This window comes from Vibrio sinaloensis, assembly GCF_023195835.1.
GTDB classification, from domain to species: Bacteria; Pseudomonadota; Gammaproteobacteria; order Enterobacterales; family Vibrionaceae; genus Vibrio; species Vibrio sinaloensis_C.
Map to the genome: position 1 here is coordinate 66,900 of NZ_CP096200.1, position 12,608 is coordinate 79,507.

Annotated in this window: 15 protein-coding genes; 6 read left to right on the top strand and 9 right to left on the bottom strand. The window is 46.5% G+C overall.

The annotated features are described in order from the left end of the window. Nucleotides 1-37 precede the first annotated feature (37 nt). Complete coding sequence (gene galE, locus MTO69_RS13935) at nucleotides 38-1,057, top strand: UDP-glucose 4-epimerase GalE (protein ID WP_248335006.1); 1,020 nt, start codon at nucleotides 38-40, stop codon at nucleotides 1,055-1,057. 74 nt (nucleotides 1,058-1,131) lie between these two features. Here the strand turns inward: galE and MTO69_RS13940 are convergent, their stop codons facing one another. The 6 genes from MTO69_RS13940 to napF form a co-directional block, all read right to left on the bottom strand. Beyond that, a complete protein-coding gene (locus tag MTO69_RS13940; protein WP_248335007.1) occupies nucleotides 1,132-1,266 on the bottom strand; it encodes a TIGR02808 family protein in 135 nt (44 codons plus the stop codon). Nucleotides 1,267-1,276: 10 nt separating this feature from the next. Then, nucleotides 1,277-1,855, bottom strand: a complete 579-nt coding sequence (locus tag MTO69_RS13945) for a NapC/NirT family cytochrome c (protein WP_248335008.1) — start codon at nucleotides 1,853-1,855, stop codon at nucleotides 1,277-1,279. 29 nt (nucleotides 1,856-1,884) lie between these two features. After that, nucleotides 1,885-2,340: a nitrate reductase cytochrome c-type subunit gene (locus MTO69_RS13950; protein WP_248335009.1), complete on the bottom strand. Its 456-nt coding sequence runs from the start codon at nucleotides 2,338-2,340 to the stop codon at nucleotides 1,885-1,887. A gap of 72 nt (nucleotides 2,341-2,412) precedes the next feature. Continuing rightward, nucleotides 2,413-4,902 (bottom strand): periplasmic nitrate reductase subunit alpha, encoded by a 2,490-nt coding sequence (gene napA, locus MTO69_RS13955; protein ID WP_248335010.1) that lies wholly within the window; start codon nucleotides 4,900-4,902, stop codon nucleotides 2,413-2,415. Further along, nucleotides 4,899-5,210 (bottom strand): chaperone NapD, encoded by a 312-nt coding sequence (locus MTO69_RS13960; protein WP_248335011.1) that lies wholly within the window; start codon nucleotides 5,208-5,210, stop codon nucleotides 4,899-4,901. Before MTO69_RS13960 ends, napA begins: the two co-directional genes overlap by 4 nt. Nucleotides 5,211-5,224: 14 nt before the next feature. After that, nucleotides 5,225-5,707 carry a ferredoxin-type protein NapF gene (gene napF / locus MTO69_RS13965; protein WP_248335012.1) on the bottom strand — a complete coding sequence of 161 codons (483 nt, stop codon included), beginning with the start codon at nucleotides 5,705-5,707 and terminating at the stop codon, nucleotides 5,225-5,227. Nucleotides 5,708-5,946: 239 nt separating this feature from the next. On the opposite strand from napF, the gene narQ reads away from it, so the two are divergent. Both narQ and MTO69_RS13975 read left to right on the top strand, forming a co-directional pair. Continuing rightward, on the top strand, nucleotides 5,947-7,659 hold the full coding sequence (gene narQ, locus MTO69_RS13970) for a nitrate/nitrite two-component system sensor histidine kinase NarQ (protein ID WP_432715660.1): 1,713 nt from the start codon (nucleotides 5,947-5,949) through the stop codon (nucleotides 7,657-7,659). A gap of 11 nt (nucleotides 7,660-7,670) precedes the next feature. Beyond that, nucleotides 7,671-8,303 (top strand): response regulator, encoded by a 633-nt coding sequence (locus MTO69_RS13975; RefSeq protein ID WP_248335014.1) that lies wholly within the window; start codon nucleotides 7,671-7,673, stop codon nucleotides 8,301-8,303. A gap of 72 nt (nucleotides 8,304-8,375) precedes the next feature. On the opposite strand, the gene MTO69_RS13980 is transcribed toward MTO69_RS13975, so the two are convergent. From MTO69_RS13980 to MTO69_RS13990, 3 genes are all read right to left on the bottom strand, one after another. Beyond that, on the bottom strand, nucleotides 8,376-9,209 hold the full coding sequence (locus tag MTO69_RS13980; protein WP_248335015.1) for an EAL domain-containing protein: 834 nt from the start codon (nucleotides 9,207-9,209) through the stop codon (nucleotides 8,376-8,378). Nucleotides 9,210-9,473: 264 nt separating this feature from the next. Further along, complete coding sequence (locus MTO69_RS13985) at nucleotides 9,474-10,262, bottom strand: lipase family protein (RefSeq protein ID WP_248335016.1); 789 nt, start codon at nucleotides 10,260-10,262, stop codon at nucleotides 9,474-9,476. Between the two features lie 69 nt (nucleotides 10,263-10,331). Beyond that, complete coding sequence (locus MTO69_RS13990; RefSeq protein ID WP_248335626.1) at nucleotides 10,332-10,967, bottom strand: hypothetical protein; 636 nt, start codon at nucleotides 10,965-10,967, stop codon at nucleotides 10,332-10,334. A gap of 103 nt (nucleotides 10,968-11,070) precedes the next feature. Between MTO69_RS13990 and MTO69_RS13995 the strand changes: the two genes are divergently transcribed. The 3 genes from MTO69_RS13995 to MTO69_RS14005 all read left to right on the top strand — a co-directional run bounded on the left by MTO69_RS13995 (nucleotide 11,071) and on the right by MTO69_RS14005 (nucleotide 12,566). Beyond that, nucleotides 11,071-11,319 (top strand): DUF2164 domain-containing protein, encoded by a 249-nt coding sequence (locus tag MTO69_RS13995; RefSeq protein ID WP_248335017.1) that lies wholly within the window; start codon nucleotides 11,071-11,073, stop codon nucleotides 11,317-11,319. Nucleotides 11,320-11,460: 141 nt separating this feature from the next. Beyond that, complete coding sequence (locus MTO69_RS14000) at nucleotides 11,461-12,000, top strand: cytochrome b (protein WP_248335018.1); 540 nt, start codon at nucleotides 11,461-11,463, stop codon at nucleotides 11,998-12,000. Then, a complete protein-coding gene (locus tag MTO69_RS14005; RefSeq protein WP_248335019.1) occupies nucleotides 11,997-12,566 on the top strand; it encodes a YceI family protein in 570 nt (189 codons plus the stop codon). Before MTO69_RS14000 ends, MTO69_RS14005 begins: the two co-directional genes overlap by 4 nt. Nucleotides 12,567-12,608: the final 42 nt, after the last annotated feature.

A 12,608-nucleotide genomic window follows, 5' to 3' on the forward strand; every position in this document is an offset into this window, starting at 1 on the left:
TATTATCAACACAATAGCAATAAAAAAGGCTCAACGAATGAGAGTGTTAGTCACGGGTGGTATGGGCTATATCGGTAGCCACACCTGCATACAAATGCTGGCGGCAGGTATGACGCCAGTCATCTTCGATAATCTTTACAATAGCAAACCGACTGTGCTTGCGCGCATTGAGAAAGTCACCGGCGAGAGATTGAAGTTTATCGAGGGAGACATACGCGACAAAGCGTTGCTGGTTGATGTACTTAAATCCAACAATATCCAAGCGGTCATCCACTTTGCCGGTTTAAAAGCAGTAGGGGAGTCGGTGGAAAAACCACTTCAATACTATGATAACAATGTCAACGGAAGCCTAGTTCTGGTCGCAGCAATGCAAGAAGTGGGCGTTAAGTCACTGGTTTTTTCCTCTTCTGCCACGGTATACGGCGATCCGGCGTCCGTACCGATCACCGAAGACTTTCCAACTAGTGCCACTAACCCTTATGGCAGAAGTAAGCTGATGGTTGAAGTATGTTTAGCCGATTTTCAGGCCGCCAACCCAGATTGGAGCATTACTCTGCTGCGCTACTTCAACCCCGTTGGCTCGCATCCGAGTGGTGATCTTGGTGAGGATCCGCAAGGAATCCCGAATAACCTTATGCCCTTCGTTTCTCAAGTGGCCGTCGGACGCCGTGACTATTTGTCAGTGTTTGGTAATGATTACCCAACGATTGATGGTACGGGCGTGCGTGACTACATTCACGTGATGGACTTAGCCGACGGGCATATTGCAGCACTGGAAAAGGTAGGCAACAAGTCTGGGTTACATATCTATAACCTAGGAACGGGCAATGGTTCGAGTGTGCTCGAGATGGTTAAAGCGTTTGAAGCAGCAAGCGGTAAGACCATCCCTTATCAAATCGCTGCGAGACGACCAGGCGATATCGCTGAGTGTTGGGCTAATCCACAAAAGGCGCAAAACGAGTTAGGTTGGAAAGCGACCCGCAGCTTAGAGCAGATGACTGAAGATACCTGGCGCTGGCAATCGCAAAACCCGCAAGGTTACCCAGACAGTGAATAGTGTCTACATAGCAAACAATAAGCCACCTCGTATTAAGGTGGCTTATTATTTTATATCGCGGGTGTAAGTGACGATTACACCTGTTTGTCTTTGCCCAAAGATAGCAGCCAGACAGAAATCGCCGCCACTACAACAAACCCGCTGAGAATGATGAAAGGCATCGCACCGTATCCTAGGATATGCCAAATGATAGATTCTAAAGTACTCATATTGGTCTCCTTATTGCCAGCCTTCTACGCCGTGCATATCTGGGAGCTTGTGGGCGATCCCTTTATGACAGTCAACACAGGTTTTCTCTCCTGAGGCTAGGGCAGTTGAGTGCTGCTTAGCACTGCGCTGACCTTGCTCGGAAAAGTCCATGTATTCGAACTCATGGCAGTTGCGACATTCGAGTGAGTCGTTCTTTTTCAAACGTGCCCACTCACGCTCGGCTAGATGAGCGCGGCGTGCTTGAAATTTTTCAGGGGTGTCGATGGTTCGTGTTACAAAGTGAGCAAACAACTCTTTCGACGCCTGCACTTTACGTACGATCTTATCGGTCCACTCATGGGGGACGTGACAGTCAGAACAAATTGCGCGTACACCTGATCGGTTAGAGTAGTGAATCGTCTCTTGGATTTCTGCAACAATAGGTGCGTGACAACCTGAGCAGAACTCTTCGGTGTTGGTTGCTTCCATACCCGTGTTAAATGCGCCCCAAAATAGAAGGCCGCCGGCGAACCCCATAAACAGTACCACGCCAACCGCTGCTTTACTCGGAGTCGCGAGCCGTTTCCAAAACGCTTTAATTAATTTCATAAATAACCTCTTAATCAGTCACAACTGAACTATTTCAGTGAGTCCACTTTTTTGAAGTCATTCTCAATCAACGGTTTGGCATCGGCTTGAGGAACGTGACATTGCAGACAGAAGTAACGTCGAGGTGATACATCGGCGAGCACCGCATCTTCTCGGTTTACGTAGTGAGTAACACTGACTTTAGTCGCCCCCATCTCCTTAGCATTTTTCCAACTGTGGCACGCAAGGCACTTATTGGCATTGAGTGACACTTCGTAATTACGAATGCTATGGGGAATCAGTGGCGGCTGATAGACGTAACTATCGGCGACAATCTGATCTTTCGGGTACTTTTTCATTTCATCCGCAGGACGAGTGTCTTCTAGTTGGCTGGCACCACGTAGTGACTCTAAACCACCAATACCACCGGGATTATCAAGTTCAGCGAACGCCGCGCCACTGATAAGCGCACCGACCGATAACAGTGCAAGGAAGATTTTTTTCATTATTCGTTCTCCGCCTAAGGCAAAAATTCTTTATTGGCTGCGCCTAGATTAAGGCGCAGCCACAATGCTGATTTACGCGATCTTAGTGATCTTGATTGGACACTTCTTAAAGTCCGTCTGTTTAGACAGAGGATCAGTGGCATCAAGGATCAACTTATTAATCAGAATGCGCGCATCAAAGAATGGTACGAAGACTAAACCTTCTGGTGGACGATTGCGGCCACGTGTTTCAACGCGAACACGCACTTCACCGCGCTTATTGGACAGTAGCACTTCATCGCCGCGACGAATGCCTTTGGCTTTCGCGTCAGCAGGATGCATATAACACAAAGCGTCAGGTGCTGCTTTATACAGCTCTGGAACTCGGCGTGTCATGGTGCCGGTATGCCAGTGCTCCAGCACACGTCCGGTACATAGCCACATATCGTATTCAGAATCTGGTGACTCCGGTGGCGCTTCGTATGGTGCTGAAATTATCAGGGCTTTACCATCTGGTTTGCCGTAGAAATCCCAACCGGAACCTTTCTTGGCATACGGGTCAGAGCCTTCTTTGAAGCGCCACAATGTTTCTTTGCCGTCAACGACTGGCCAACGTAGGCCGCGCACTTCATGGTAACGGTCGTATGGTGCCAAGTCGTGGCCATGACCGCGTCCAAAGGCAGCGTATTCTTCGAATATTCCCTTTTGTACGTAATAACCGAAGTGATGCGCGTCATCGTTAAGTTCACGCGCTTCATCTAATGGATATTTGTCGATCACACCATTGGCAAACAACATGTCATACATGGTTTTACCGCGGTACTGCGGCGCTTTCGCGAGTTGCTCTTCGGTCCACACTTCTTCCATTTTAAAGCGCTTAGTGAACTCCATTACCTGCCACAAGTCAGATTTGGCTTCGCCGACAGTTTCGACTTGTTGATACCAGGCTTGAGTACGACGCTCTGCGTTGCCGTAAGCACCTTCTTTTTCGATCCACATTGCCGTTGGCAAAATCAAATCTGCGGCTTGAGCGGTCGCGGTTGGGTAGGGATCTGAACAGACGATGAAGTTTTCAGGGTTGCGGTAACCAGGCAGACGTTCGCCGTTGATATTCGGACCCGCTTGCATGTTGTTATTACACATAACCCAGTAGGCGTTGAGCTTACCATCTTTCAGCATTCGATCTTGAAGAACGGCGTGATAACCCGGTTTAGGTGGTATTACGCCATCGGGAATATTCCAGATGTCTTCTGCAATTTTGCGGTGTTTAGGATTGGCCACGACCATGTCGGCCGGCAGACGGTGAGCAAATGTACCTACCTCACGCGCAGTACCACAAGCTGAAGGTTGACCGGTCAATGAGAACGGGCTATTACCTGGTGTTGCAATCTTACCTGTGAGCAAGTGAATGTTGTAAATCAGGCTGTTCATCCATACACCGCGAGTGTGTTGGTTCATGCCCATGGTCCAAAGTGACATTACCTTTGTATTCGGGTCTGCGTATTGCTTGGCCAGCTCAATCAGCTTATCTTCCGATACCCCTGACATCTCAGACGCTTTTTGCACAGTATAAGGCGCGACTGACTGTTTGTACTGCTCAAAGCTAATCGAGGACATCTTACCTGAGTTTGGATTCGCCGCTGCTTTTTGCAGAGGATCGTCATCGCGTAGCCCATAGCCGATGTCGGTTGTTGCCTGTTTGAAATTGGTGTGTTTGTTAACAAAATCCCAGTTCACTGCATCGTTTTCGATGATGTAGTTGGCAATAAAGTTTGCAATCGCTAAGTCAGTTTGAGGCTCGAAGATGTAACCCGTGTCGGCAAGTTCAAATGAGCGGTGATAGTATGTTGAAAGAACATTGACTTTGACATGTGGTTGGCTTAGACGACGGTCAGTGATGCGTGTCCAGAGAACTGGGTGCATCTCAGCCATGTTGGAACCCCATAACACGAAAGCGTCCGCATTCTCAAAGTCGTCATAGCAGCCCATTGGCTCATCAATACCAAAGGTACGCATAAACGCACCAACCGCAGAGGCCATACAGTGACGAGCGTTAGGGTCGATGTTGTTTGAACGGAATCCGGCTTTCATCATTTTCGCTGCTGCATAACCTTCCATCACGGTCCATTGTCCCGAACCAAACATACCAACACCGCTTGGGCCTTGTTTCTTAAGCGCCTGCTTCCACTTCTCAGCCATAGTATCGAAGGCTACATCCCAAGAAACAGGAGTAAAATCGCCATCCTTATCATATTGGCCATCTTTCATGCGAAGCAAAGGCTGTGTTAAACGGTCCTGACCATACATGATCTTAGAGAGGAAGTAGCCTTTGATACAGTTTAAGCCTTTGTTGACGGGAGCTTCTGGGTCGCCTTGAGTGGCAACAACTTTGCCATTTTGCGTACCTACAAGAACTGAACACCCAGTACCACAGAAACGACAAGGTGCTTTGTCCCAAGTGATTTTAGTTTGGTCTGAACTTGCGATCAGGTTGGCGGCAGTGGCAGGGAGTGTTACTCCAGCGACCGCGGCGGCGGATGCGGCTGCGTTTGCTTTCACAAACGCTCGTCTTGTCATCTTCATACTTCGCCCTCGATGTGGGACTGGTGGTTTCCAGTGTTGTTATCAGTGTCTTGTTGTTCGAGTTCAGTCTCAATTTGATGGTAGACCAGTACTGTGCTCAAAACGTTAGGTAAATTGTTGATTGCTTCAATGGTGTCGGTAATAAAACCTTGGTTCTCGGTTTCAAGTACCACGACGATCTTCCCTGCGGGACTGTCGCCATAGATTTCTGCGTTATCAAATTGTTCAATGCTCGCCTTGACCGACTTGAGGTGTTCGGGCGAACAGTGAACGACTATACTAGAGATATGCACTTCGTTAAGAGGCATCGGTATTTTCCGTCCTAAAATGAATGACTCACAGAGATCGAGTCAGTAGGGCAGGCAGCGACACAAGCACCACATCCTGTACAGGCTTCGTTCTCTAAAATGGGTTGTGCGACTTTTCCAACTTGTAAATTGAACTGGATCGCCATTGGTTCACACATATCGCCGCAGCTGCGACATTCGACATTTTTCTTAGCCAAACAAGAGTCGTGGATGGTGGCTAGTGCTGTCCATGGTGAATGTTGTTTAGAAACGAACAGCGGTTGTGGACAAACGTCTGCACATTGATAGCAGAAAGTGCACTCGCCGAGAGAAAAATCGACCTGAGGAAACCCACCATCGCCGTTGACGATAATTTTAGTTTCGCATTGGTCTGTACATTTGCCACATCGGGTGCAGATATCGGTAAAAGATTGGGCAGTGTCGAGCCATGGCAAACGCAATTGGTTTGATTGATTTTTATTGAATGAAAACCAACGCCGTTTTTCGATATCTACCACAAATTGTCCCTAATCGATTAAAAAATGTGAAGCCACTTGAAATGCTGTTCATATCTTGTCATTTCTACGTAAAGAAATTTTAGTTTTTGACATAATTGTATAAATACCTCAAAGGGGGTAAATGCTGACAAATCATGTTTAAGATCAAGAAACTTAGCCGTGAGTGATCACATATTGTCGAGCCCCTTGATGATAAGCGTAGTCGCTAGTGGCCTATTTGTGTTTAAAGGTAGACGAAATTGTTGAAGAATCAGGTAAAGAGATCGGTAACAACAACCATCGCAAAAGCTATGGTGCTGATATTATTACTGTCAGTTGCTACAACAGGGTTCGCCATAGTCACGCTTGCTTCGAGTTTGAAAGACGCAGAGGCGGTCAATGTGGCGGGCTCGATGCGCATGCAAAGCTATCGACTTGCGCACGATATTCAAACGCAATCTGAAGACTACCTTTTGCATATCAACCAGTTTGAACGCTCAATCTATTCGCCATCCATGAAGTCTTTACAACACTGGTCAGTACCTAAAGATATTACCAACGATTATTATCACATCATTACTCGTTGGCACCAGTTAAAGCACTTGCTCAAGAGTGACAACCGGGTCGACTACTTGAGTGAAGTCGCCACTTTCGTCACCTTGATTGATGGATTTGTTTTCAAGCTGCAAGGGTTTTCAGAGCGTAAACTGATTTCGCTAGCGATTGCCGGAGGCTTAGGGCTCGGAGGCGTGCTGGTAATCAGTGTGTTTGTTGTTCACTATACGCGCAAGCAAGTGGTGGGGCCGTTAAATAGCTTAGTGCTCGCGAGTGAACAAATACAGTCACGTTCATTCGACATCGATCTCGATATCCAAAGCAATAATGAAATGGGTATATTATCTCGCGCATTTACCGACATGGCGCAGGATTTGGGTAAGCTGTATCGAGGACTGGAGCAAGCTGTCAACGAGAAAACCCACAAACTGCAACATGCCAACGACTCACTTGAGGTGCTCTATCGAACCTCGCAAGAACTCTCCGCGGCAAGAATCACCGCCGAGAACTTTTCGGCAATCTTAGATCATATTGCCAGCCTTGAGGGCATTGCTGCGGTTCGGCTTGAAATCAATCAAGCAGATGAAAAACCGTTGGTGCTTAATCAGGGCGAAATTTGTGAAAAATGTGGTGAACAGTGCCGTCGGAAGGCTTTGTTGCTCGATGGCGCAATGCTTGGGACACTTTACTATAAGGTTACGCTACCTTGTCCAGACCAATCACTGATTGACAACTTAGCGCAAATATTGGCGCGCGCTATCTATTACAACCAAATGCAAAGACAAGCAGAGCAACTTTTGGTGCTTGAGGAGCGCGCTACCATAGCGCGTGAGCTACATGATTCGCTCGCGCAAGCCCTGTCCTACTTAAAAATTCAGGTTTCGCTGCTCAAACGCAGTATGAGTAAACTACCCGAATCAGCGCAACGGGACCAGACTATCCCCTTACTTTCGGAGTTAGACAGCGGCTTATCTGCGGCGTACATACAGCTACGAGAACTGTTGACTACATTTCGTTTAACCATCAAGGAAGGCAGTTTTGGTCAAGCGCTACAGAGCATGACCGTGCAACTAGCCGAGCAAACCAAGTCGAATATCGAACTAGATAATCAACTTTCTTCCATTGAGTTAGAGACCAATCAACAAGTACATTTGCTGCAACTGATCCGTGAAGCAACCACCAATGCGATCAAACACGCGAATGCGCAAACAATTAATATTCATTGTGGTGAAACTGATAGCCAGATAACAGTGAGTATAGAAGACGATGGTGTAGGCTTTGATGATAGTCGAGAGCGTGCTCACCACTATGGCTTAAGCATAATGCGCGAACGTGCACAGCGGTTAAACGGACATCTCGAGATAACAGCCAAGCCAAACCAAGGTTGCCAAGTGCGACTTACATACCCAAAAAACTAAGGATAGAAACATTGTTAGAATGTCGTGTGTTATTGGTCGATGACCACCCATTAATGCGTCGTGGACTCAAACAACTATTGAGCTATGAGGATGATTTTAATGTGGTTGCAGAAGCGAGCAATGGGACAGAAGCTGTCGCTCTTAATCATGAACTTGAACCCGATTTGATCTTATTAGATCTTAATATGAAAGGAATGTCAGGTTTAGACACGCTCAAAGCACTGCGGGCAGACGATTGTCAGGCCATCATCGTGATCCTGACGGTATCGGACAGTCCGGCAGATATTGAAACCATGGTAAAAGCAGGCGCGGATGGCTACTTATTAAAGGATACGGAGCCAGATGAATTGGTCGAGTTGCTGAAACTGAGCATCTGCGGGACCAAGGCTTACAGTCGCGAGGTTGCGAAATATCTGTCTGAACACCAAAATCAAACCAGTGTGTTTGATGAACTGACTGATCGCGAAACGCAAATTTTACAGCAAGTTGCGAAAGGGTTACGTAATAAACAGATTGCCGATAGTTTGTTTATTTCGGAGTCGACAGTCAAAGTACATATGAAAAGTTTGCTAAAAAAACTTCGCGTGCCGTCGCGCACTGCCGCAACCGTGCTATATCTCGAACGCTATGGGGATAGCAAATAGCCACGGATGCCTGTTTGCCTTGTCTGCTTTCAGTATGATGGGGTAAGCAGGTAGTCGTTTGACTCTCTAAGATCAGCGGTAAATGACGCTGGGGTCACCAATGAAACGCAAGTCGTTGCTTTGATCGCAATAGATGGCTTCAAGTGGCTCTGGTGTCGCAAGAAAATAGCCTTGAAACATGTCGATTTTTAGCTGGCGCATCGCTTCTAATTGCTGCTGTGTTTCTATACCCTCAACCACTGTTTGAGCCTTCACTTTCTTCGCCAGTTGAACACCAGATAACAGCGGAAACTGGTCACCATTGACGTAAGCAAGCATCAATGAGCGATCCAGCTTTACGATTGATGGACGCAATTGTTCAACACGTTCGCGGTTAGAAGCTTTCACACCATAATCGTCTATGGCAACGCTAAAACCACTTTGGGCTAACTTGCGCATTGCTTGTTCTAGTTTACTTTTGTCGGGCGCATCTAATTCGACCACTTCCATCACGATTTGTGAATTGGAGAGATTTAGCGCTTTTATTCGCTTGGCGAGCAAGCTGGTATCAATGTTTTGCAACGCGAGGTATTCCCCAGTCGAGGGCAAAACATTGAGGAAAAGTTTAAGGTGGCGGTATTTTGAGCGAGCAAAGTTACGGATGTGAATGACGCGACTGAGCCGCTCGACATTCATTTTATCTTCGAAGTTATATAAATCGGAGTGAAAAAACAGATCAGGACGAATGGCCCCTTGTTCCTTATGGTGAATTCGTACCAGTGCCTCTAGGCCGATCATGCGTTTATTCACGTCATAGATAGGCTGAAAAACACTGTTAAGAGTCAGAGACTGGTAGCTGGCCAGATATTGTGACTGTTCATTTAGCGCCAAGCAATCAACAAACTGCTGCTGGGTAGATAGAATCATTACTTGAGACGCTCCAGACTTTGTAAATAAAAATGAACATTTTTACACCGACATATCGATAGTATTAGCCAGATTGGATAATTGTCAACCAATACAAATTAGACTTCACTAAAATTGTGCGATAAGTGTTAAATCTGATAGTTAACAGTGACTTCTAATATTTGCTTTATCAATATAACGCGCGAAACCATTAAAATACGTGAGCTTTTAGCGCTTTTAAAGTCACTGTTAGTAAGGCCAACAATAGTTTGGAGGTATATCTCATCAGCGCTCGTCAAAGAAATCTTTATTGCGGATATATTTAGACATTAGGTGGTAAGAGAACGGACGAATTAACCAAGATGTCAACGATTTAGACAAGCGAAGCCAGGTAGGGGTATTTTCATGAATCTTGCCATCGTACAGCCACAACATTTTGCCAACGTGACGATAGTAGAGCGGGATCGGCGGAAGAAAGGTCACCACATCGAGGTCGCAGCAGATTCGATAGGTACGATGGTGTAAAAGATAGGCGTCAAAGAAAGCAGAGCCTCCGAGCGCAGGCTGACCAAAAGTCACAACTCGTTTAACACAAGTTGGCCACTGGCGTTCGAGTTTATCGGCAATCACACAAGCCAATGCTCCGCCAGATGAGTGACCTGTGAGTGAAATGCGTTTACCACTCTCTATTAGCGGTGTTAACACTTCAATGAGCTTATCAAAAACAGTGACGCCTAAACGGTCACTATTATGTGTAGGCGCACTTTCTTGTAGCAGTAAATGCAGATATCCAGCGTGAATCGGGTAGGGTAGAGACAGAGAGCGACATGAACGCTGCCATAGCAATAGGTTTATCAACCAGTCGAGCGGGTTGTGCGAGCCTTTTATCACCACGATTACTTCTTCACGCGCTTCATGCCACAATACTCGAATGGCGGGCTGACCGTAACGATTGGCGACAACGCGCTGTCCTTTGGGAGAAAAGCCATACTGGGTTTGGCGAAGAACAGGCTGGTAGGCCAAGTTGCAAAGTACCGCATATCGCTCATATTGATAGCGTTTAAGAGTTTTCACGTCACGGAATTAAACAGCAATAAAAGTGTATTGTCTGAAGTATCTGTGACGTGGAGATGACAATCGAGGTTAACTGAGCTGAATCACAGAATATAGCTGGATATATTTGCGGACTAATTGCTTGTCAGTGGCGCGCTTTAAAGGATGCGTGAATTTGACGAAGTAGGGGCTGAGATTAAAGTGTTTGTCCATAGACTGAGCCAGTTGCGATTCACTTTCATACAGAGTGATACCTTGCACTTTGTACTCGTCGATTTCATCGGGAAGGTGCCCCGTCCACCAATGCAATAACTCGCGGCTTTGCTTACTGCGGCTTATCCAGTGGTCGGTGAGCAGCAGCAACAAGTCATTAGGTTGAACCGCATAACCGTACTCTTGTTGCCATTGCGCCACGGTTTTGAACAGCTTATTGCGACAAGAAGAACCTGCGCTGACTAAGTGAGACGTTAATACCCAAACCGTGCCAATTTCTGAGCTGACGCGATAGTGATGAGGTAACTCAGACGAAGTGTTACTGTCGAGTGGTTTGTAATCGTAATCGTGGCCGAACTCGTTCAAGGTGCGAGACAAGCGACGCGCGAATGCCAACCCTAGGTGATGTTCACTCATCCCTTTGTTGTGAATCGTCGGGTAGTGTTTTTCGCACAGTGCCATGCAATCAGCTTGGAATTCATTAACGCTCTGAACGAGCACGTCCAATAACAAGATCCATCTCTCCATTATGAGCTTTCGGCGCAACAAGGTTAACATGCGCTGGTTAACATTCGTTACACTTAATCGTCAAAAAATCACGGAGCTTTAATGGTTTATGTCTAAGATTGAATTTACGTCACAACAAAAACAGGCGATGTCGAGTGCGCTTCAACGCTATCTAGAAGATGAACTAGACATCGAGATCGGCCAGTTTGATGCGGATTTTATGTTCGATTTTATCGTCACTAAATTTGGCCCAGCGTTTTACAATAAAGGGCTAACCGATGCACAAACGGTGTTTCAGCGAAAGATGGTCGATATCAGTGATGAGCTATACGAAATAGAGCAAATCAGCGACTTCTAGAAGTTTCTTCAAATTTTTCGAACGAGTTAATCAAGCTTAAGTGCTATCAGCATTGTAAATAATGGTAAATACTTTAGTCCAACACAGAGACAAAAATGTACTCTGAATAGCAATCAGAGTCATTTTAATTAAGGTCGTCAAATGAAATCAGAAGTGAAGAATTACAATCTACTCGCTCGGGCGATTCACTGGTTATCAGCGCTGGTGGTGATCGCTATGTTTGCTGTAGGTTTGTGGATGGTTGACCTCTCTTACTACAGTGAATGGTATCGAACCGCGCCTCATTGGCATAAATCGGTCGGTTTACTCTTTGCAGGTGTGACCTTGTTCAGACTGGCATGGAAGATTGTTACGCCGTCACCCAAGGTGGAAGGGGCTGCCTATGAAGTGATTGGAGCTAAGTTGGCGCATTTGGCGATGTATGGATTGCTGTTTGCTCTCTTCGTTTCCGGATACCTTATCTCGACAGAGGATGGCCGCGGTATCGATGTATTCAGTTGGTTTACCGTCCCTGGATTGGGTGCGTTATTCGAAGGTCAGGCCGATCTTGCTGGTCAAGTTCATTTCTATCTAGCTTGGGGATTAATCCTGCTCGCTGCCGTTCATGCATTGGCGGCCCTAAAACACCATTTTATTAACAAAGACAACACGCTACGCAAAATGATAGGAGCTTCAAAATGAAAAAGACTTTATTCGCTACCGGACTAGCAATGGCAATGGCGTTGCCATTTGGTGCAAGCGCGGCGGACTACGTTATCGACACTAAAGGTGCACACGCATCTGTGAACTTTAAAGTGAACCACCTTGGCTACAGCTACATTAAAGGTCGTTTTAATAAGTTTGATGGTGAGTTCTCTTACGACCCAGCGAATGTTGCTGATTCGAAGGTGATGGTGACCGTCGACACCACCAGTTTAGACTCTAACCATGCGGAACGTGATAAGCACATCCGTAGCTCTGACTTCATCGATGCGTCGAAATATTCAACGGCCACTTTTACCAGCACTAGTGTCGTAGACAAGGGGGATGGCAAGCTGGCTGTTAACGGCGACCTTAATCTTCATGGTGTGACCAAACCAATTACGATTGATGCTGAGTTTATCGGCGCTGGGCAAGACCCGTGGGGTGGCCAACGTGCTGGTTTCTACGGTACTACGCGTTTGGAACTGGCAGATTTCAATATCGCGGTTATGGGGGCGTCTAGCTATGTCGACATGGAGCTGCATGTAGAAGGCATCAAGAAATAGTTATCGATTTAAACAAAGTGCGCCCCCAACCTTGGTTGGGGG

Excerpts from the sequence above, each read along its gene's own strand:
- MTO69_RS13980 (WP_248335015.1), bottom strand. The coding sequence starts at position 9,209 with ATGATTCTATCTACCCAGCAGCAGTTTGTTGATTGCTTGGCGCTAAAT.
- MTO69_RS14005 (WP_248335019.1), top strand. The coding sequence starts at position 11,997 with ATGAAAAAGACTTTATTCGCTACCGGACTAGCAATGGCAATGGCGTTG.
- MTO69_RS13940 (WP_248335007.1), bottom strand. The coding sequence starts at position 1,266 with ATGAGTACTTTAGAATCTATCATTTGGCATATCCTAGGATACGGTGCG.
- galE (WP_248335006.1), top strand. The coding sequence starts at position 38 with ATGAGAGTGTTAGTCACGGGTGGTATGGGCTATATCGGTAGCCACACC.
- MTO69_RS13945 (WP_248335008.1), bottom strand. The coding sequence starts at position 1,855 with ATGAAATTAATTAAAGCGTTTTGGAAACGGCTCGCGACTCCGAGTAAA.
- MTO69_RS13960 (WP_248335011.1), bottom strand. The coding sequence starts at position 5,210 with ATGCCTCTTAACGAAGTGCATATCTCTAGTATAGTCGTTCACTGTTCG.
- MTO69_RS13995 (WP_248335017.1), top strand. The coding sequence starts at position 11,071 with ATGTCTAAGATTGAATTTACGTCACAACAAAAACAGGCGATGTCGAGT.
- napA (WP_248335010.1), bottom strand. The coding sequence starts at position 4,902 with ATGAAGATGACAAGACGAGCGTTTGTGAAAGCAAACGCAGCCGCATCC.
- MTO69_RS14000 (WP_248335018.1), top strand. The coding sequence starts at position 11,461 with ATGAAATCAGAAGTGAAGAATTACAATCTACTCGCTCGGGCGATTCAC.
- MTO69_RS13950 (WP_248335009.1), bottom strand. The coding sequence starts at position 2,340 with ATGAAAAAAATCTTCCTTGCACTGTTATCGGTCGGTGCGCTTATCAGT.